Source organism: Nocardioides sp. Soil805 (assembly GCF_001429625.1).
Lineage (GTDB): Bacteria > Actinomycetota > Actinomycetes > Propionibacteriales > Nocardioidaceae > Nocardioides.
In genome coordinates this window covers 1,818,973-1,837,862 of record NZ_LMSU01000001.1, presented here as the reverse complement: position 1 = coordinate 1,837,862, position 18,890 = coordinate 1,818,973, and the positions used below count along the sequence as shown (strand labels likewise).

General features: G+C 73.1%; 18 protein-coding genes. 13 read left to right on the top strand and 5 right to left on the bottom strand.

Going from position 1 to position 18,890, the window contains the following annotated elements:
- Nucleotides 1–108 precede the first annotated feature (108 nt).
- From ASG94_RS08915 to ASG94_RS08900, 4 genes are read left to right on the top strand one after another with little or no spacing between them, the layout of a single operon-like run.
- Nucleotides 109–1,119: an ABC transporter permease gene (locus ASG94_RS08915; RefSeq protein ID WP_056925914.1), complete on the top strand. Its 1,011-nt coding sequence runs from the start codon at nt 109–111 to the stop codon at nt 1,117–1,119.
- Between the two features lie 13 nt (nt 1,120–1,132).
- On the top strand, nt 1,133–2,071 hold the full coding sequence (locus tag ASG94_RS08910; RefSeq protein ID WP_056925913.1) for an ABC transporter permease: 939 nt from the start codon (nt 1,133–1,135) through the stop codon (nt 2,069–2,071).
- Between the two features lie 4 nt (nt 2,072–2,075).
- Nucleotides 2,076–3,110, top strand: coding sequence for an ABC transporter ATP-binding protein (locus tag ASG94_RS08905; protein ID WP_056925912.1), 1,035 nt, complete (start codon nt 2,076–2,078; stop codon nt 3,108–3,110).
- Nucleotides 3,103–4,269, top strand: coding sequence for an ABC transporter ATP-binding protein (locus ASG94_RS08900; protein ID WP_056925911.1), 1,167 nt, complete (start codon nt 3,103–3,105; stop codon nt 4,267–4,269). Before ASG94_RS08905 ends, ASG94_RS08900 begins: the two co-directional genes overlap by 8 nt.
- 207 nt (nt 4,270–4,476) lie before the next feature.
- Here ASG94_RS08900 and ASG94_RS08895 read toward each other — a convergent pair whose 3' ends face one another.
- The 4 genes from ASG94_RS08895 to ASG94_RS08880 form a co-directional block, all read right to left on the bottom strand.
- Nucleotides 4,477–4,755 (bottom strand): DUF7218 family protein, encoded by a 279-nt coding sequence (locus ASG94_RS08895; protein ID WP_056925910.1) that lies wholly within the window; start codon nt 4,753–4,755, stop codon nt 4,477–4,479.
- Between the two features lie 76 nt (nt 4,756–4,831).
- Nucleotides 4,832–6,007: a hypothetical protein gene (locus tag ASG94_RS08890; protein ID WP_156411484.1), complete on the bottom strand. Its 1,176-nt coding sequence runs from the start codon at nt 6,005–6,007 to the stop codon at nt 4,832–4,834.
- A gap of 52 nt (nt 6,008–6,059) precedes the next feature.
- Nucleotides 6,060–7,796: a GAF domain-containing SpoIIE family protein phosphatase gene (locus ASG94_RS08885; RefSeq protein WP_056925908.1), complete on the bottom strand. Its 1,737-nt coding sequence runs from the start codon at nt 7,794–7,796 to the stop codon at nt 6,060–6,062.
- 139 nt (nt 7,797–7,935) lie between these two features.
- Complete coding sequence (locus ASG94_RS08880) at nt 7,936–9,324, bottom strand: glutamate decarboxylase (RefSeq protein WP_056925907.1); 1,389 nt, start codon at nt 9,322–9,324, stop codon at nt 7,936–7,938.
- 203 nt (nt 9,325–9,527) lie between these two features.
- Between ASG94_RS08880 and ASG94_RS08875 the strand changes: the two genes are divergently transcribed.
- The 7 genes from ASG94_RS08875 (at nt 9,528) to ASG94_RS08845 (ending at nt 14,028) form a co-directional block, all read left to right on the top strand.
- On the top strand, nt 9,528–10,148 hold the full coding sequence (locus ASG94_RS08875; protein ID WP_056925906.1) for a hypothetical protein: 621 nt from the start codon (nt 9,528–9,530) through the stop codon (nt 10,146–10,148).
- A gap of 74 nt (nt 10,149–10,222) precedes the next feature.
- Nucleotides 10,223–10,663, top strand: coding sequence for a DUF6325 family protein (locus ASG94_RS08870; RefSeq protein WP_056926389.1), 441 nt, complete (start codon nt 10,223–10,225; stop codon nt 10,661–10,663).
- A gap of 11 nt (nt 10,664–10,674) precedes the next feature.
- Nucleotides 10,675–10,974 carry an SHOCT domain-containing protein gene (locus ASG94_RS08865; RefSeq protein WP_056925905.1) on the top strand — a complete coding sequence of 100 codons (300 nt, stop codon included), beginning with the start codon at nt 10,675–10,677 and terminating at the stop codon, nt 10,972–10,974.
- Between the two features lie 25 nt (nt 10,975–10,999).
- Complete coding sequence (locus ASG94_RS08860) at nt 11,000–11,539, top strand: hypothetical protein (RefSeq protein ID WP_056925904.1); 540 nt, start codon at nt 11,000–11,002, stop codon at nt 11,537–11,539.
- Nucleotides 11,536–12,075: an RDD family protein gene (locus ASG94_RS08855; RefSeq protein ID WP_200958038.1), complete on the top strand. Its 540-nt coding sequence runs from the start codon at nt 11,536–11,538 to the stop codon at nt 12,073–12,075. Before ASG94_RS08860 ends, ASG94_RS08855 begins: the two co-directional genes overlap by 4 nt.
- A gap of 24 nt (nt 12,076–12,099) precedes the next feature.
- A complete protein-coding gene (locus ASG94_RS08850; RefSeq protein WP_056925903.1) occupies nt 12,100–12,591 on the top strand; it encodes a DUF7144 family membrane protein in 492 nt (163 codons plus the stop codon).
- Between the two features lie 42 nt (nt 12,592–12,633).
- Complete coding sequence (locus tag ASG94_RS08845) at nt 12,634–14,028, top strand: hypothetical protein (protein WP_056925902.1); 1,395 nt, start codon at nt 12,634–12,636, stop codon at nt 14,026–14,028.
- On the opposite strand, the gene ASG94_RS08840 is transcribed toward ASG94_RS08845, so the two are convergent.
- Nucleotides 14,006–16,786, bottom strand: a complete 2,781-nt coding sequence (locus ASG94_RS08840; protein WP_156411483.1) for a LuxR C-terminal-related transcriptional regulator — start codon at nt 16,784–16,786, stop codon at nt 14,006–14,008. The genes ASG94_RS08845 and ASG94_RS08840 overlap by 23 nt on opposite strands.
- Nucleotides 16,787–17,007: 221 nt before the next feature.
- Between ASG94_RS08840 and ASG94_RS08835 the strand changes: the two genes are divergently transcribed.
- Nucleotides 17,008–17,952, top strand: coding sequence for a YhjD/YihY/BrkB family envelope integrity protein (locus ASG94_RS08835; protein WP_056925900.1), 945 nt, complete (start codon nt 17,008–17,010; stop codon nt 17,950–17,952).
- Nucleotides 17,953–18,037: 85 nt separating this feature from the next.
- Nucleotides 18,038–18,880, top strand: coding sequence for a class II glutamine amidotransferase (locus ASG94_RS08830; RefSeq protein ID WP_056925899.1), 843 nt, complete (start codon nt 18,038–18,040; stop codon nt 18,878–18,880).
- The last annotated feature ends 10 nt before the right edge of the window (nt 18,881–18,890 follow it).

The window sequence follows — 18,890 nt, the reverse complement described above, 5'->3', positions numbered from 1 at the left end:
CTGACCGGTCGACACGGGATCGACGTGACGTCGATCTGAGGTCGAGGGGGGTCGCCCGCACGGCGGCCCCCCTCGACACTGCCCGCCACCTACTGCTGGGAGCAACTCGTGGTCCGATTCATCGTGCGCCGGATGCTGCAGATGGCCGGTGTCCTGGTGATCTTGTCCGTCCTGCTCTTCGTCTGGCTCAAGGCGCTGCCGGGCGGTCCCGTCTCGGCGATCCTCGGCGAGCGCGCCACGCCGTCGCGCCGGGCGGCCCTCGAGGCGGCGCTGGGGCTCGACCAGCCGATCCACGTGCAGTACCTCCGGTTCCTCGACCGAGCCCTGCACGGTGACTTCGGCGCCTCCACCGGCGTGCTGCCGGGCGAGGACGCCTTCCACGTCTTCCTCATCCGCCTGCCCGCCACCATCGAGCTGTCGATCGTCGCGATCACGCTCGCGGTGGCGCTCGGGATCCCGCTGGGCTACTTCGCGGCGCGCCGCAAGGGCTCGCTCCTCGACTCCGGCGCGGTGGTCTTCTCCCTCATCGGGGTGGCGGTGCCGGTCTTCTTCACGGCGTTCCTGCTCAAGTACTTCGTCGCCGTCCAGTGGCAGCTGCTCCCCGTCTCCGGGCGGCAGGACGCGAGGCTCGACGCGACGAGGGTGACCGGGCTCTTCGTCCTCGACGGCATCCTGACCCGGGAGTGGGACGCCGCCTGGGACGCCACCTTGCACCTCATCCTCCCGGCGCTGGCGCTGGCGACCATCCCGTTCGCCGTCATCTTCCGCATCACCCGCGCCTCGGTGCTCGACACCCTCGACGCCGACTTCGTCCGCACCGCCGAGTCCAAGGGCCTCACCACCAAGGTGATCCGCGGACGGCACGTGCTGCGCAACGCGATGCTGCCGGTGGTGACCACCATCGGACTCTCGCTGGGCGGCCTGTTGGCCGGTGCGATCCTCACCGAGACCGTCTTCTCGTTCCCCGGCATCGGGGACGCGATCGCCCAGGGCTACCGCGAGAAGGACTACGCGGTGCTGCAGGTGCTGATCCTCGCCTCCGCCGCGATCTTCGTGATCATCAACCTGGCCGTCGACATCGCCTACGCCATCATCGACCCCCGGATCAGGACGAGGTGACCTCGTGACCCCCATGTCGTACGCCGACCGCCGCAAGGAGCGCATCGACGCCCTCGCCGCCGGGTCGGTCGACGAGACCCCCGGCGTCTCGCTGATCGCCAGTGCCTGGCGACGGCTGCGCCGCGACCCGGTCTTCCTCATCGGTCTGGCCATCACCGTGGTCTTCGTCGTGCTCGCGATCATCTCGCCTTGGATCGCACCGCACGACCCGGCGGCGGCCCCGCTCCTCGACAAGGTGCGCCCGCAGTCCAACCCCGTGCCCGGTCCCGAGGCGGGCTTCCCGCTGGGGGCCGACGACCGCGGCCGTGACCTGCTGTCGCGGCTGCTCGTGGGCAGCCGCCAGACCCTCGTCGTCGGGGTCGTCGCCACCCTCTTCGGGCTGGCCGGGGGCCTGGTCCTCGGCACCCTCGCCGGGGCGTTCGCCGGCCGCGTCGACTCGGTCGTCATGCGCATCGTCGACGTGATGCTCTCGGTGCCGTCCCTGCTGCTCGCCTTCACCATCGGGGCGCTCGCCGCCCGCCCGAGCCAGACGACGCTGATCATCGCGATCGCGGTCATCCAGGTGCCGATCTTCGCCCGGCTGCTGCGCGGCTCCATGCTCGGGCAGCGCTCGAGCGACCACGTGCTCGCGGCGCGGGCACTGGGGGTCAAGCAGCACGCGATCGTCTTCCGCCACATGCTGCCCAACTCGCTGGGGCCGGTGATCGTGCAGGCGACGCTGGTGCTGGCGATCGCCATCATCGACGCGGCGGCGCTGTCGTTCCTGGGCCTCGGCAACCCCGACGACCGCCAGCCCGAGTGGGGACAGATGCTGGGCCGCTCGCAGGAGTTCATCTACGACTACCCGCATCTGGCCGTCTACCCCGCGCTGTGCATCATCGTGGTGGCCCTCGGGTTCACGCTGATGGGCGAGTCGTTGCGCGAGGCCCTCGACCCGAAGACCCGGAGGTGACGCGATGAGCGCCACGATCAGGACCACCACGAGCCACCCGCCCTCGCACGGTCCGCTGCTGTCCGTGGAGGACCTCCGGGTCACCTTCACCCGACAGGGCGAGGAGCCCTTCCGCGCCGTCGACGGCGTCTCCTTCGACGTGCACCCCGGGCAGACGGTCGGCCTGGTCGGCGAGTCCGGCTGCGGCAAGTCGGTCACGTCGCTGGCGATCATGGGCCTGCTGCCCCAGCGCGGCAACCGCGTCGAGGGCACCGCGACGTACGAGGGCGTGGACCTGCTCGGGCTCTCCGACCGCGAGATGCGCGACCGGCGCGGGCGCGACATCGCGATGATCTTCCAGGACCCGCTGTCCTCGCTCAACCCGGTCGTGCCCATCGGCGTGCAGGTCACCGAGGTGATGGAGCGGCACCGCGGGATGAGCCGCAAGGACGCCATGCCGCACGCGCGCGACCTCCTCGAGCGCGTCGGCATCCCGGACCCGAAGGCCCGCCTCAAGAACTACCCGCACCAGCTCAGCGGCGGCATGCGCCAGCGCGCGCTCATCGCCATGGCGCTGGCCTGCGAGCCGCGGCTGCTGATCGCCGACGAGCCCACGACCGCGCTCGACGTGACGATCCAGGCGCAGATCCTCGCGCTGCTCAAGGAGCTGGTGAAGGACACCGGCACCGCGCTGGTCATGATCACCCACGACCTCGGCGTCGTCGCGGGACTCTGCGACGAGGTCAACGTCCTGTACGCCGGGCGCATCGTCGAGCGGGGGGACCGGCACCGGCTCTTCGGGCGTCCCCGCCACCCCTACACGCACGGCCTGCTCGGATCCATCCCGCGGCTCGACGCCCCGCGCGGCGACCGGCTCACCCCGGTCCCCGGCTCGGTGTCCGACAACCTGCCCTGGACCTCGGCGTGCGCCTTCGCCCCGCGCTGCTCGCACGTGCTCGACGTGTGCCGAGAGCAGACCCCGCAGTGGGAGTGGGAGAGCGACGGCCGCGGGCTGCGCTGCCACAACCCCGTCGACGCCGAGGAGTTCCGCCGTGGCTGAGCCGTCCACCCGCACCACCGAGCAGACCCGCGCGCAGGCCGGGGAGGTGCTGGTCGACGTCCGCGGCCTCAAGGTGCACTTCCCGATCAAGCGAGGCGTGGTCTTCGACCGGACCATCGGCCACGTGTACGCCGTGGACGGCGTCGACCTGCAGATCCGCCGCGGCGAGACCTACGGACTGGTCGGGGAGTCGGGCTGTGGCAAGTCCACCCTGGGCCGCGCCATCCTCAACCTCGAGACCCCCACCGAGGGGACCGTGTCGTTCGACGGCGAGGACGTCGCGAGCCTCACCGGCGAGCGGCTGCGCCGCAAGCGCCAGCACATGCAGATGGTCTTCCAGGACCCGATGTCCAGCCTCGACCCCCGCCAGTCCGTCGAGGCACTGCTGGTCGAGGGCATGCGCGCCCACGGGCTCGACCAGGACAAGGCCGCCACCAGTGCCCGGCTGCGCGAGCTGCTGGGCGCGGTCGGGCTGCCGGCGGCGGCCCTGGCGAAGTACCCGCACGAGTTCTCCGGCGGCCAGCGCCAGCGCATCGGCATCGCTCGTGCCCTGTCGGTGGGCCCCGACCTGATCGTGGCCGACGAGCCGGTCAGCGCCCTGGACGTCTCGGTCCAGGCGCAGGTGCTCAACCTGCTCGAGGAGCTGCAGGTCGAGTTCGGCCTGACCTACCTCGTCGTGGCGCACGACCTCGCCGTGGTGCGCCACATCAGCGACCGGATCGGGGTGATGTACCTCGGCGGCCTCGTGGAGGAGTCCGAGGCGGGCGAGCTCTACGACCTCCCGCTGCACCCCTACACGCGCGCGCTGATGTCGGCGGTACCCGTGCCCGACCCCGCGCTGGAGGACGCCCGCGAGCAGATCCTGCTCACCGGGGACCTGCCCTCGCCGTCCAACCCGCCGACCGGCTGCCGGTTCCACACGCGCTGCCCGTGGCGCCAGCCCACCCGTTGCGACGAGGAGCGCCCGCAGCTGCGGGTGGTCGAGGTGCCCGGCGCCACCGAGGGCCACCGGGTGGCCTGCCACTGGGCCGAGGGGATCGCCGCCGGCGAGATCCCGCGGCACGAGGTCGTCCCCCAGGCCGTCGAGTCGTACGACGCCACCACGCCCGCCGACGACGGCTCGCCGTTCGGACCCGCCTCGGTGGGCGAGGTCGGCTGAGCGAGGTCGGCCGAGCGCTGGCGCACGCGGGCGGTGCGCCCGGTCGGCCAGGGTGGCGGCAGATCGCACTCGGCTCGCCTGAAGTGGCGGCACATCGCAGCTACTCCGGGCAGATCCTTGTCGCCCGCCGCCACTCTGCGCGGGGTCGTTGCCGTCCGCCGCCACTGTGCGCAAGGGTGCGGCAACCTGCCGCCAGCCTGCGCGGGGTCAGTGGTGGCGCAGCGCGTCGATGAGCTCGTCCTTGGTCATCGACGACCGCCCCTCGATGTCGAGCTCGGCGGCGCGCTCGCGCAGCTCCTCGACCGTGCGGTCCTCGTAGTCCTCGGCCCCGCCACCGCGGCGGCCGACCTTCGACCGGCCCTGGGCGGCCGCGGCGTTGGCGATCCGGGCGGCCTTCTCCTTGCTCGCGCCCTCGTCGCGCAGCGCCTCGTAGACCTCGGGGTCCTTCACGCTCGGGCCCGGGTCCTGCTTCTTCTTCTCGGCCATCGGTCCTCCTCTGACTCAACCCTCCCCTCGGGCCCCACCGGCGGACAACCCCTCCAGGGGTGGCACGCGGAGTCGCTCAGCGGACCGCGCGCCACACCCGACCGCCCTCGCCGTCGTCGGCGAGCAGCACCACCTCGTCGTCGTGGGCCGCGACGGCGAGCACGTGCTCGCCGGCGGTCTCCGGCGGCGCCGCCGGGAGGGAGACCTCGGCCCACTCGTCGCCGTCGTCGCTGTGCCAGAGCGCGTACGCCGACCCGTTGCTGGTCGTGGCCCACAGTCCCGACCCGCTGGAGACCAGGGAGGCGACGAAGGGGCTGCTGCGGGACTCCTCGGGGATCGAGCCGAAGTCGGACGCGGCGTCCCACCCGCCGTCGTCGTCGCGCAGCCACGCGCCGAACCGGTCCCCACGCAGCCCCAGCGCGACCAGGCCGTCGTCGGTGGCCACCACGCGCTCGAGGTCGTCGAAGCCGTCGGTGCCGGGCACCTCGTGCCGCTGCCAGGTGCGCGCGTCCGGTGAGGTCCACTCCAGTGGTTGGCGATCCAGGGTCCCGGCCTCGCTGCCGCCGCCCACCACCACCCACGCCTCGCCGTCCCAGGACGCACCCTGCGCGAGGGAGCTGACCCCCTCCTCGTCGGCGAGCCCGGGGACGTCCTCCTCGATGGTGAAGTCGCGCCCGTCGGTGGAGTGCCACACGGCCGGCCCGCTGATCCGGTTGCCGGTGATGAGCCACCCCGGGTCCGCCCCCGTGATCGGGCCCACGTTGGTCGCGGTGGCACCGCCGTACAGGTTGAAGGGAGCACGCTGGTCGTCGAGCCCGCCGTCCTCCTCGAAGAACGTGGTGACCCGCGGGTTGCCGTGGGCACCGCCCGATCGTGCGCCGATCGCCACCACCGTGTCGCCGGAGCAGGCGACGCCCGCCAGGACGGCGCGCCGGCCCCAGTAGGTCGTCGCGGTGACGGGCAGCGCCTCCCAGGTCGTGCCGTCGCCGGAGCGCCACGCCGCGGGCCGGGCGTCCTGGGTCTCGCTGGGCTGGTCGAGCACCACCCCGCCGACCGCCCACCAGGCGTCGCCGCAGTGCACGGCGTCGCGCACGGCGACCCGGCCGGGCGCGCCCTCGGGGACTGGCAGCTCGGCGGCCGACCAGTCCGGGTCGACGGACGAGGAGCAGGACGCGAGCAGCAGCGTGCCGGTCACGACGGCCGCGGCGGACACGCGGCGGACCGGTCGGCGGTCCCACCTCGCGTCCGTCACGTCGCGAGCGTACGACGCGCCGCCGACGCCCGCCCGTGGGCGAGCACGGTGCTCAGTCGAGGCGCACGGCGAGCACCGCGACGTCGTCCTTGAGCTGCCCCACGAGCATGTCGTCGAGGATCGCGTCGACCAGCCGTTTGGCCGGGAAGTGGCGCCGGGCGCTCGCCGAGCGCGCCAGGCGGTCGAGGCCGTCGTCGATGTCCTCGCCGCGCCGCTCGACCAGGCCGTCGGTGTAGAAGAGCAGCGTCGACCCCGGCTCGAGGTCCGCCTCCCCCTCGTGGCGGGGGAGGTCGGGCGCCAGTCCGACCAGGGGCGAGATCTCGGTCTCCAGCCACCGGACCTCGCCGGCGGGGTCGATGTGCAGCGGCGGCGGGTGGCCGGCGTTGCTCCAGCGGACCCGTCTGCCGTCCACCCGGGCGACGACGAGGGTCGCGAGGGCCTCGATGCCCAGGGGCTCGAGCGAGCGGTCCAGCCGCTCGACCGTGCCCGAGGGGGACCCGTCGCCGGCCTGCAGCTGGGCGCGCAGCGCGGTCCGGAGCTGACCCATGTCGGCCGCCGCCTTCATGTCGTGGCCCACCACGTCGCCGATCACGAGTGCGGTCGCGCCGTCGGTCATCACCAGGGCGTCGTACCAGTCCCCGCCGACCTGCTCGCGCGCCGCCGCGGGACGGTAGCGGGCGGCCAGGTCGAGGCCGGCCACCACGGGCAGCGTGGTGAGCAGGGCGCTCTGCAGGATCCGCGCGGTCTCGACGCGCTCCTCGAGGAGCAGGGCCCGCTGGACGGCCGAGGCGGTGTACGACGTGAGCGCCGAGATGGTGATCCGGTCGTCGTCGGTGAACGCTCGCTCCTCCGGCCACAGCAGGGCGAGGACGCCGAACACGCGTCCCTCCACGCCCAGCGGCTCGAACGCCCGGGCGACGCCGGTCTCGGTCGTGGTGCCGACCGCGGGGTAGTCGCGGTTCTGCTCCTCCGGGCCGCGGAAGAACAGCGGGAGGCGACCGTGGAAGACGTCGCCGAGCGGCGTGGAGGAGTCGGCCGGGACGTCCTTGAACTGGCGGGCCCGCGCCCACTCGTGCCTGCTCTCGACCAGCAGCATGCGGTCCCCGCGGACGTCGTGGTCCTCCCCGAGCTCGCCGAACGCGTCCAGGGTCGCGGCGGCGGAGTGCAGCCACAGCACCGCGTGGTGGCAGCCGAGGTGCTCGCGGGCGACGTCCTCGAGCGCGGTCGCCACGTCGGTCACGGTGCGGGTCTCGGTGAGGGCCTGGCTGAGCCGGAGCAGCACGTTGGCCCGCCACACGAGCTGGGTGGCGTAGTCGATGCCCTCGTCGGCCAGGCGGCGCAGCTCGCGCTGCGCGATCTCGGCGGAGCAGGCGGCCGCCAGGTCCTCCAGGAGGGCGAGGTCCTGGTCCGTCCACTCCCGCGGCTCGGAGTCGATGGCGCACAGCGAGCCGATGATGCGGTCCGCGTGGTCGCGCAGCGGCCAGCCGGCGTACGCGATGACGTCGAGGTCCTCGATGGCGCGGTTGTCGCGCAGCCTCGGGTCGACGCGGGCGTCGGCGATGACCAGAGGGGCCCCGTCGGCGACGACGTACTGGCAGAAGGAGTGCGACAGCGGGGTCTGGCGCGTGCGCTGGTAGGACTCCGGCAGCCCCACGGCGCCCGGGAAGACCTGGCGGCGCGCCTCGACGACGGACACCAGCGCCACGGGGACGCCCAGCGCGTGCCGGACGAGCCGCGCGTAGCGGTCGAAGGAGGGGTCGGCGATCTCCCCGTGGTCGTGCGGCAGCACCGGCCTGCTCCCATCTCCCGAGCGGTCGATGGGCAGAGCGTAGGTGAGCGGCGGGGCCCGGGTGACCGCTTTGCCCGAGCCTCACCCGAGTGGGTGACGCCGACGGCGTCGTCGTGCGACCCGGGGTCCTCCTGAGGGGTCAGTGGTGGAAGCCGCTGGGCTGTTCCTCGCTCGGCATCGGGGCGGACAGGTCGTCCATCCACTCGGTCGCGGTGGCCAGGTCCCGCAGGAACAGCTCGGCCATGTCGTGGCTGAAGCCGTTGCGCACCACGAGGCGCAGCACCGCCAGGTCCTCGCGGTTCGGGGGCATCGTGTACGCCGGCACCAGCCACCCGCGCTCGCGCAGCTTGCGGGACATGTCGAAGACGTCGAACAAGGTGACGTGGTCGGCGACCCGGAAGGTCACCACGGGAAGCTCGCTGCCGTCGGTGATCACCTCGTACTCCGGCATCCTCCGCAGCGCGTCGCCGAGGTGGCGGGCGACGTCCTGGCACGCCTGCTGGACCTCCCGGTAGCCCTCGAAGCCGAGCCGGAGGAACTGGTAGTACTGCAGCACCACCTGGGCGCCGGGCCGCGAGAAGTTCAGCGCGAAGGTCGGCATGTCCCCGCCGAGGTAGTTGACGTGGAAGACCAGGTCCTCCGGGAGGTGCTCGGTGTCGCGCCACAGCACCCAGCCGACCCCGGGGTACACCAGGCCGAACTTGTGGCCCGAGCTCTGGATCGACACCACACGCGGCAGCTGGAAGTCCCACACGAGGTCGGGCTGCACGAACGGGGCGATGAAACCGCCCGACGCCGCGTCGACGTGCACGGGGACCGCGACTCCGGTGGCGGCCTCGTGCTCGTCGAGGACCCGGCAGATCGCCTCCACCGGCTCGTAGCTGCCGTCCATCGTGGAGCCCAGCACCGCCACGACCCCGATGGTGTTCTCGTCGACGTAGTCGAGCAGGTGCTCCTCGGTGAGGTGCAGGACGTCGCCCTCGAGCGGCACGTAGCGCGGCTCCACCTCCCAGTAGTTGGCGAACTTCTCCCAGACGACCTGGACGTTGCCGCCCATCACGATGTTCGGCCGGTCCGTCGACGCACCGGCCGCCCGGCGCGCCTGCTGCCAGCGCCGCTTGAGCGCCATCCCGGCCAGCATGCACCCCTCGGAGCTGCCGGTCGTCGAGGTCCCGACGCTGACGGCCGCGTCCGGCGCGTGCCACAGGTCGGCGAGCATCCGGACGCACCGAGACTCGATCTCGGCCGTCTGCGGGTACTCGTCCTTGTCCACCATGTTCTTGTCGACGGTCGCGGCGTACAGCCGGTCGGCCTCGTCGTCCATCCAGGTGGTCACGAACGTGGCGAGGTTGAAGCGCGCGTTGCCGTCCAGCATGACCTCGTCCAGCACCACCTGGTACGCCGTCTGCGGCAGCATCGGGTTCGCGGGCAGCCGGTCGCGCGGCACGTCGACCATGCCCGCCCGGGTGAAGCGCGGCACGACGGTCAGGTCGGGTGCTGCCTGGTCGGGCTTGGTCCACACAGCCATGAGGTCCCCTCCGGACACACTCGGGTCGAGCGCCACCGCGCCCGCCGCGCAACTTGTCGCGGCCGGCCCAGCGTCCCCGCGGACGCGCGCACGGCGCCTCACCCGGTGCGGATGAGCAGCGGCTCGAGGCCGCCGTGGTGCACTGCGCAGGGTCAGGGGGGCTCCACCCGCGGCGAGGGAGGTCGGGCGTGGCGAGGTCGGGCGTGGCGAGGTCGAGGCGGTCCCTGACCCGCCAGGGGTGGACGGCATCGCTGTTCGTCGTCGGGTCCACCTGCTTCCTCCTCGGCCCGCTGCCCGGCTTCGTCGACCTCGTGGGCACCCGCGTCGACGCGCTGGTGTTCTTCGTCGGCTCGCTCTTCTTCACCTCCGCAGCCACCCTCGAGTGGACCCTCACGAGGGCCACGAGCCGGCGCGCGCCCGAGCTGTGGAGCAGTGGCGTGCAGCTGGCGGGCACCGTGTTCTTCAACGTGTCGACGTTCCGGGCGCTGAGCACCACCTGGGGCGACGCGGACTACGACGACGTCGTGTGGCGACCGGACGCCTTCGGGTCGGTGTGCTTCCTGGTCTCCGGGCTCCTCGCCTACGCGGTGGTGGCGGGCCGTCTGCTGGCCCTGCCACCCGCGACGACGGACGGGACGATGGCCGCACTGAACCTCCTCGGCTGCCTCGCCTTCGGCGCCGCCGCCCTGGGGTCCTACGTCGTCGCGGGCAGCGACACGGCGGTCCGGGTGGGCGTGGCGAACGCGGGCACGTCGCTGGGTGCCCTGGCCTTCCTCGCGGCCGCCGTGCTGCTGCTCCGCGACGATCTCACCCGAGCGGGATGAGGCCGACGGGTCCCGGGTGGAGCAGGGTCGGCGTGACGCCGTCTACTCCGCCGGGAGGCACCGTGAACACCGCCATGACCGCCGCAGACACCGACGTCCACGGTCCCGTGGACTTCCTGCTCCTCGAGTTCCCGCGCAGCGGGCTCACCGGCCGGGCCGGTGAGGCGCTCCAGGACCTGGTTCAGGAGGGGACGGTGCGGCTCTACGACCTCACCGTCATCAGCAAGGACGGCGACGGTGCCGTCGAGGTGCTGGAGCTGACCGACCCGGCCTCCGGCGTCGGGAGCTTCAGCTGGTTCGCCGGAGCGCGCTCGGGACTCATCAGCGACTCCGACATGGAGCAGGCCGCCGCGGCCATGGAGCCCGACACGGTGGCGGCGCTGATCGTCTACGAGAACTCGTGGGCCATCCCCTTCGTCGCCGCCGCCCGCGGCAGCGGCGGAGAGGTGATCGCCAGCCAACGCATCCCAGCCACGGACGTGGCTGCCGCGCTCGACGCGCTCGAGCTGGGCTGAGGAGGACGACGATGCCAGGACTGCTCCGCGGGGTCGCCCGCACCGCCGTGGTCGCCGGGACCGCGACCGCCGTCAGCGGTCGCGTCCAGCGACGACAGGCCGCGAAGTTCGCCGACCGGGACGCCCAGAACGCCGCGAGCCGGCAGCAGGCGTACGACCAGTACACCGAGGCGCCCCCGCAGGAGGCCCCGGCCGCGACGTCCGCGGCCGATCCACTCCAGCAGCTCAAGGAGCTGGGTGACCTCAAGGACCGCGGCATCCTGACGGACGCCGAGTTCGCGGCACAGAAGGCCAAGATCCTCGGTTCGTGAGGAGTTCGAGGGAGCGAGGGACGACATGCTCGGTCTGGTACGGGCCGCCGTCCGCACCCTGCCCGGTCCGGGCAGGGTGATCGACGCCGGCCGGCGCACCGCCGGGTCGGTGCTGGGCCGGGCCGCGGACCGCCTGGTGCGCGAGGTCGGCGAGCACGTCGACCTCACGCCCCTGGTCCGCCGGGTGGTCGACCTCGACGCGCTCGTGGCCGGCGTCGACATCGACGCGATCGCCCGTCGCCTCGACGTCGACGCCGTCGCCCGGCGCCTGGACGTCGACGCCGTGGTCACCCGGGTGGACGTCGACGCGATCGCGGGGCGCCTGGACATCGGCGCCGTGGTGGACCGGCTGCCGCTCGTGGACCTGGCCCAGGGAGTCATCGACGAGATCGACCTGCCGGGCATCATCCGCGACTCGACCGGCTCGGTGGCCTCCAGCACCGTCCGCGGCGTACGCATGCAGAGCGTCTCGGGCGACGAGGCCGTCGCGCGTGCCGTGGACCGGCTGCGGCTGAGGGGACGCCACCGACAGGTCCCCGAGCCCCGTCTGAACGACGGCTCGTGACGCGGCCCGAGCTCTCCTCCGTGCCCGTGGAGGCACGGGCCTTCCAGGGGCACGCCGCGGGCCTGGTCACCCGGTCGATCGCCGCCGCGTTGGACGCGGTGGTGGTGGGCCTGCTGATGCTGGCGGGCTACCTGGGTCTCAACGGACTGCTCTTCCTGGTGGATCCGCGGGGGTTCACCGTGCGCGACCCCCACCTGCTGCTCAGCCTGGCCGTGGCGTGGGGCGTCGCGGTCGTCTACCTCACCGCCTGCTGGGCCCTCACCGGACGCAGCTACGGGTGCCACGTGATGGGCCTCAGCGTCCTCGACCATCGTGGTCGCCGGCCGCACCTCGTGACGGCGTTGGTGCGGGCGGCCTTCTGCGCCTTCGTGCCGATCGGGCTGCTGTGGTGCGGCGTGAGCCGGACGAACCGCTCGCTGCAGGACCTCGTCCTGCGCACCCGGGTGGTCTACGACTGGATCCCGCACGACCCCGAGGTCCACCCCCGGTCATCCCAGGAGGATGACGCCGAGTCCCGGCACCGCGGCGAGTCTTGAGGGAGTCTCTGAAAGGACCGGACCATGACCGATCGCAATGCTGGTGTCACCACTCCTCCCGCCTCGGCCGCCGGCCAGCGGAGGGCTTCGAGTGGCGAGGACTACGTGGACGACGGACCCACCATGTGGGTCGGCTGGATCGCCTTCGCGAGCATGATGATGATGCTGCTGGGCGCCCTGCACGCCATGCAGGGGCTCGTCGGGCTCTTCCAGGACGAGTACTACCTGGTGGGCAAGAACGACCTCGTCGTCCACGTCGACTACACGACGTGGGGCTGGGTCCACCTGATCGCCGGCATCCTCCTCGCCGTCGCCGGCGGGGCCCTGCTGGCCGGCCAGATGTGGGCGAGGGCCATCGGGGTGCTGTTCGCCTTCGGCAGCGCGATCCTCAACGTCGCGTTCCTGTCGGCGTACCCGATCTGGTCGACGATCATGATCGTCGTCGACGTGCTGGTCATCTGGGCCATCACGGTGCACGGCCGGGAGATGCGTGACGCCCGCGGCTGGAACGCCTGAGCCCGGTCGCACGGTCACGACGACGACGCCGCCACCGACGACATGACCGACACCCGGGCCGACGTGCCGGGCGACGACGCCGAGCTGCAGGCCCTGCGCCAACGGGTCGCCGAGCTCGAGGCCGAGCTCGCGTCCCCTCCGCCCGTCCCGCCGTCCGCCACCGGCCACCACCGGTGGCGGTCGGCGGTGTCGGCGACGTTGATCGTCGTCGCCTGCGTGCTGGCGCCCCTGGCGGTGAGCGCGGTCTGGGCGGACCGGCAGATCTCCGACACCGACCGGTACGTCGAGACGGTCGCCCCCCTGGCGGACGAGCCGGGGGTGCAGGCCGCGGTGGCGGACGAGGTCACCGCGGAGGTGCTCGACCGGATCGACGTGTCGACGCTGACCTCCGACGTCGTCGACGGCCTCGCCGCGCAGGACCTGTCGCCCCGCGCGGTGGCGGGCCTGCGGGCGCTCCGGGTGCCCCTCACCAGCGGCATCGAGAGCTTCATCGCCTCCACGGTGGACAAGATCGTGGCCAGCCCGGAGTTCGCGAAGGCGTGGGTCGAGGCCAACCGTGTCGCACACACGCAGGTGGTGCGGCTGCTGTCCGGGGAGCAGGGCGGCGGCATCAGCGCCCAGGGCGACGAGGTCACCATCAACCTGGGTCCGATCATCGAGCAGGTGAAGCAACGCCTCATCGACCAGGGCTACTCCGCGGCCGACAAGATCCCCACGGTGGACAAGTCGTTCGTCCTCGTCGCATCGGCCGGGGTGAGCAAGGCGCAGCGCGTCTACGGGCTGCTCGACACGCTCGGCTACTGGCTGCCGATCATCTCCTTGACCCTGCTCGCGATCGGCGTGTACGTCGCCCGGTCCCGGCGCCGTGCCCTGATCGCCGGCAGCCTCGGCTTCGTCGCCGGCATGGTCGTGGTGGGCGTGGGACTCCTCCTGGCCCGGTTCCTCTACGTCGACGCCGTGCCCTCCGACGTGCTCTCCGCCTCCACCGCCGGCACCATCTTCGACACGCTGGTGCGCTTCCTGCGCACGGGACTGCGGGCCGTCGCCGCACTGGGACTCGTCGTGGCGCTGGGCGCCTTCTTCACCGGACCGTCGCCGTCGGCGGTCCGGGCGCGGCGGGTCCTCTCCCACGGGATCGGCGGGGTCCGCGACAGCGCGGAGTCGCACGGCGTCCAGACCGGCAGGGTCGGGGAGTGGACGTTCGAGCACAAGCGGGCCCTGTGGGCGGCGGTCGTGCTCGGCGGCGGCCTCACCCTGCTCCTGTGGTCCCAGCCGACGGCCGGGATCGTGATCTGGACGGCCGTCGTGGTGCTCCTGGTGGTGGGTCTCGTCGAGCTGGTCGCCCGGCCGGTCGCGGTGGTGCCCTCCGGGACCGCCGCCCCGTCCTCCGGGGCCGAGGTGCCGGCCGCCGAGGTCAGGCGCTCCGACCGTCCCTGAGCTCCGGGTCGGCCTCCGGGCCGTCGTCCTCCGCGCTCGGGCGGGGGGCGTCCAGGAGGCCCAGCTCCCAGGCCCGGCGCACCGCGTCGTTGCGTCGCTCCGCGCCGAGCTTGCGCAGCAGGTTCCGCACGTGGGTCCGCACGGTGTTGACCGAGATGAACATCGCGGCGCCGATCTCGGCGGTCGTCGCGAGGTCGTTGAGGTAGCCGAGGACCTCCAGCTCCTTGGCGGTGAGCGGCTCGACCACGACGGGACGGGCGACGCCTCGCTCCTCCAGTGCCGGCAGTCGCCCGTGCCCCCGGCCGCCCCGGCCCCGGGCCGGCAGCGACCGGGTGTCCGGCGCCTCGCCGCCGGCGCGCGCGCCGGGCCCGGCGGCGCTCAGCCACGGGTGGGCGGTCTGGAGCTCGTCGTGGCTGCGCAGCAGCTGTCGGACCGTCGGCGGAGCCTCGGTGAAGGGTCGCCGGGTGCGCTGGGGTGCGGCCAGGCCGAGGGCCTGGGTGAGGAGGGCGACCGCGGAGCTCTCGTCACCCTCACGCAGCCAGAAGGCGGCGTCGTCCAGGGCCAGGCTGATCTGCATCTCGAGCGGCGGTTCCCCGTGCCACTGCGTCGTCTCCAGGGAGATCCGGCCGGCCTCGGGGTTCTCCGGGTCCGGGCCGCCCTCCGCGGCCGCATGGACGGCCTGCGCCAGCTCGAGCCAGTCGGTGACCCAACCCGGGGCCCACCGGTCCGCGAACGACGCGCGTGCCGTCTCCAGCGTCGTCCGCGCGCCGGCGAAGTCGCCGTTGGCGTGCAGGACCCGCGCCCGGACCACCTCCAGCAGGATCTCGGTCACGGGATCGAGGGCGCCGCGGTGCTCGTCGGCCAGCGCGACCTGACGTCGGGCGGCACGCACGTGGGCCCGCTCGGTCAGCAACCAGGCAGAGGCCACGCAAGCACGGCCGATGACGGACGCGGCGGGACGCGAGGCCAGGGCCTGCACCTGGTCGTCGACGCGGTCGAGGAGGAGCAGTGCCTCGCTCGCCTCCCCGAGGATCGCCGACAGCAGCGCGCCCTGCGTCAGGGCCGCGAGCGCGAGCTCGCCGGCGCCGACCGCCTCGGCGGCGTCGAGCGACGCCGATTTCGCGCCGTACAGGTTGCCGCCCCACAGGTGCAGCCCCGACCGGAGCAGGGCCAGCTGGCCCCCGAGCTCCGGGCGCAGGTCCGGCTCGGAGGGCAGCAGGGTGGCGAGGTGCCGTTCGGCGACGCGCAGGGCCTCGAGCCCGGTGTCGGTGTCGAGCTCCGCGGCCGCGAGGGCCGACTCGAGCAGCTCCACGGAGAAGGCGTCCGCCGAGGTGGCCGAGCTCGACAGCTGGGCGCGGCCGTCGGCCAGCGACGTCCGGGCCAGGGGCATGTCACCGGCCCGCAAGGCCAGCGCCGCGCGCACGATCGCGGCGGGGCCGCCCGACGTCGCGGGCGGCATGGCCTCGAAGAGCGGCGCGACGACCGTGTCCAGGCGTGCGTCGAGGAGCCGGCCGATCGCCAGGTTCTCGACGAGGTAGCCCGCGGCGTCGCTCCACAGGCCCGCGGCGGCCGCGTGCAGCGTCGACTCGTGCAGGTTGCCGCTGTGGGCCCACCAGTGCGCCGCGACGTCGTGCAGGTCGGGGAGCAGGTCGGGCCGCTCGGCCTCCAGCCGGGAGAGCAGGAACTCGCGGAAGAGGGGCTGGTACTCGTACGTCGTGGGGTTGCCGGAGACGGGCGCGATGAACGTGTTCGAGGTGGCCAGGAGGACCATCGCGTCCCGGCCGCCCGGGTGGCCGCTGAGCGCCTCGAAGAGTCCGATCGGCAGCTCGTCGGGGACGCTCGTACGCAGCATGAGCTCCCGCACGTCCGGGGACTGGACGTCCAGGACCTCCCGGGCCAGGTAGTCGCTGACGGCCGGCTCGCTGCCCGTGAGACCGGCCAGCGTCGCGTCCGGATCGTCGGCGCCGCTGAGCCGGGCGGCGGCGTACGAGAGTCCGGCCGCCCACCCGCGCGTCCTCGCGAGCAGGGTCGTCAGCTGGTCCGGGGTCAGGCTGGCCCCCTCGCCGAGCAGCAGCGCGGCCGCCTCGGCACGGGTGAAGCGCAGGTCGTCGGACCTGATCTCGGCGAGCCCCCCGGCCAGCCGGTAGCGGTGGAACGGCAGCACGGGGTCCGAGCGCGTGAGGATCACGACCCGGACGCAGTCCCGGGCCTGCTGCATGTAGAGGTCCAGCTCATGGTGCAGGTCCGGTCGGGGGACGACCTCGTCCACCACGAGCACGACCGGCCCGCCGCTCGCCGCGCGCCGGGTGAGGGAGCCCAGGTGCTCGAGGTCCAGTCCCCGACCCGGTCGCGGGCCTGCTCCCGCGCACCCGGCCGCCGCCCACAGCTGGCGGGCGACCTCGTCCCACAGCCGGCCCGTCCCCTCGGCGGGCCGGCCCGGCGGGACGGTGACCAGCGGGCCGGGCACGCGCCCGGTCGCCGCCCAGCTGGACATCAGCACGGACTTGCCGGCGCCGGCGGGGGCACTCAGCAAGGTGAGGGCGCTCGACCCCACGGCGTCGTCGACCAGGCCGACGAGGCGCGGGCGGAGCACGGCTCCCGGGGAGGGGCGGCCGGGGAAGCAGGGCTCCTCGGGCAGGGCTCCCTCGTCCGGCGCTCGCGCGGGTGGACGGTCATCGAGGCCTCCTCCCGCGCGGGGGCTGACCAGGCGGCGCCGCAGCACCGGTGCGGTGGTGCTGGAACTGGACGACGCTTCCATGGCACTCCTCGGGCCTGTGGGACCAGGTGGGGAGGACCCCGGACGTCCCTTATCGACATTCGGCCACCGGACGGGCGCCGGGCAGGGTCCTAGGTCCTTCGGGTGGGGGTACGACGTCATGGCCCCCTGCGACCGGGGCGCTCCGTCACCCGCGGCGGATGATGACCGCGCAGGTCCGTGCGCCGTCCACTGGTCCCGAGCACCGAGGACGGGCCGATGAGTTGAGCAGTGAACCCGAGCGACCCAGCCTGTACGTCGCCGAGCCCGCGTCGCCGCCGGCGGACCCGGTTCGGCAGCTGGTCGACGCCGCCTCGAGCCACCTCCCGCCCCGGCTCGGGGCCTGGGTCGAGACGGCGATCTCGCAGTGGCCGGGCAGGGTCCTCACTGCCAGCGTGACGAGCTTCGCGCGCATCGAGCTCTTCGACCGGGCCATGACGATCGCGGCGCAGTTCTTCACCTCGATCTTCCCGATCCTGCTCATGGCGGCGACCTGGTGGGGTCCGGACAGCACGGACCTCGCCGCGGCCACGGGCATGCCGGCGGAGACCCAGGACGTCCTGGACCAGGCGATCAACGGGTCGCAGAGCACGAGCTTCGGCATCGTCGGGGTGCTCATCGTCCTGGTGTCGGCGACGAGCCTGTCCCGGGCCCTGACGCGGGCGTTCGCAGCGATCTGGTCCCTGCCGCGCCCGACCTCCAGCCTGACCTCGGCCTGGCGGTGGTTCGCGGTCCTGGTGGCGCTCGCCCTGGCGGTCACGCTGACGCTGACCGTGGTGCGACGGGTCGGCGAGCAGCCGCCACGGGGACTGTGGGCGATGGTGCTGTCCTTCGTCATCAGCCTCGTTCTGGGGGTCTTCGTGCCGTGGGTCCTGCTGGCGGGGGCGGTCAGTGCCCGGATGCTGCTGCCGGGGGCCACCCTGGTGGCGACGGTGATGGCGTTCGCGCGGCCGGCCATCGCGACCTGGGTGCCGCACGCGCTCGAGGTGAGCGCGGGTCGGTACGGCTCGATCGGCGTCGCCTTCACCTACCTCGCCTGCCTCTACGCGATGTCGTTCTGCTGGCTGACGGGTGCCGTGCTCGGCCAGGTCGTCGCCACCGACGAGGGGTGGTTCGGCCGGTGGGTCCGCGGCGAGGACACCGGCCGGTCCGAGGGTGTCCCCGGGTGAGACCGGGGTCATCCGTGCCGGGTGATGCCGCGGGGGAGGAGCGGGGCTTGCATGGGTGGACGGACCCCGACCAGGAGGAAGCCCCATGTGCCGTTGGCTCGCCTACACCGGATCGCCGATCCTCGTCGAGGACCTGCTCTACCGACCGGAGCACTCGCTCATCGTCCAGAGCATGAGCTCGACGATGGGGGCGGAGGCCACCAACGGTGACGGGTTCGGGCTCGGGTGGTACGGCGACCGGCCCACTCCCGGCGTGTTCCGGAGCACCGAGCCGGCGTGGAACGACCGCAACCTGCACGAGCTCGCCGGTCACATCACCTCGGGCTGCGTCCTCGCCCACATCCGCGCCTCGACCGGCTCGCCCGTCCAGGAGACCAACTGCCACCCCTTCCGGCGCGGGAAGTGGCTCTTCGTGCACAACGGCATGATCAGCGGCTTCCACCGCTACAAGCGCGACCTCGCGATGGCCGTCGACCCGTCACTCTTCGCCGACATCGAGGGGTCGACGGACACCGAGGTGTTCTTCTACCTGGCGCTCACCTTCGGACTCGAGTCCGACCCGATCGGCGCGGTGAGCCGGGCGGTCGGCCTGATCGAGGACGTGGGCCGCCGCCACGGTGAGGCGTTCCCGATGCAGATGACCGTCGCCACGACCGACGGCGAGAGCCTCTACGCCTTCCGCTACTCCAGCGAGGGCCGGTCCAGGTCGCTGTTCCACAGCGCGGACGTCTCCGCGCTGCGTCACCAGTACCCGGACAACCCCATGCTGCGAGAGCTCTCCGACGACGCCCGGATGGTCGTCTCCGAGCCGCTCGGCAGCCTGCAGGGTGCATGGCTGGAGGTGCCCGAGGCGACGTGTCTCAGCATCCGTGACGGCCGCCAGGAGCAGGTCCCGTTCACGCCGACCCTGCTGCAGCCCGCCGTCTGACCTGGGGGCG

What these genes read in the sequence shown, in the direction of transcription:
- ASG94_RS08910 (WP_056925913.1), top strand. Translation starts at nt 1,133, where the DNA reads ATGTCGTACGCCGACCGCCGCAAGGAGCGCATCGACGCCCTCGCCGCC.
- ASG94_RS08905 (WP_056925912.1), top strand. Translation starts at nt 2,076, where the DNA reads ATGAGCGCCACGATCAGGACCACCACGAGCCACCCGCCCTCGCACGGT.
- ASG94_RS08895 (WP_056925910.1), bottom strand. Translation starts at nt 4,755, where the DNA reads ATGGCCGAGAAGAAGAAGCAGGACCCGGGCCCGAGCGTGAAGGACCCC.
- ASG94_RS08880 (WP_056925907.1), bottom strand. Translation starts at nt 9,324, where the DNA reads ATGGCTGTGTGGACCAAGCCCGACCAGGCAGCACCCGACCTGACCGTC.
- ASG94_RS08870 (WP_056926389.1), top strand. Translation starts at nt 10,223, where the DNA reads ATGACCGCCGCAGACACCGACGTCCACGGTCCCGTGGACTTCCTGCTC.
- ASG94_RS08865 (WP_056925905.1), top strand. Translation starts at nt 10,675, where the DNA reads ATGCCAGGACTGCTCCGCGGGGTCGCCCGCACCGCCGTGGTCGCCGGG.
- ASG94_RS08860 (WP_056925904.1), top strand. Translation starts at nt 11,000, where the DNA reads ATGCTCGGTCTGGTACGGGCCGCCGTCCGCACCCTGCCCGGTCCGGGC.
- ASG94_RS08850 (WP_056925903.1), top strand. Translation starts at nt 12,100, where the DNA reads ATGACCGATCGCAATGCTGGTGTCACCACTCCTCCCGCCTCGGCCGCC.
- ASG94_RS08845 (WP_056925902.1), top strand. Translation starts at nt 12,634, where the DNA reads ATGACCGACACCCGGGCCGACGTGCCGGGCGACGACGCCGAGCTGCAG.
- ASG94_RS08840 (WP_156411483.1), bottom strand. Translation starts at nt 16,786, where the DNA reads ATGGAAGCGTCGTCCAGTTCCAGCACCACCGCACCGGTGCTGCGGCGC.
- ASG94_RS08830 (WP_056925899.1), top strand. Translation starts at nt 18,038, where the DNA reads ATGTGCCGTTGGCTCGCCTACACCGGATCGCCGATCCTCGTCGAGGAC.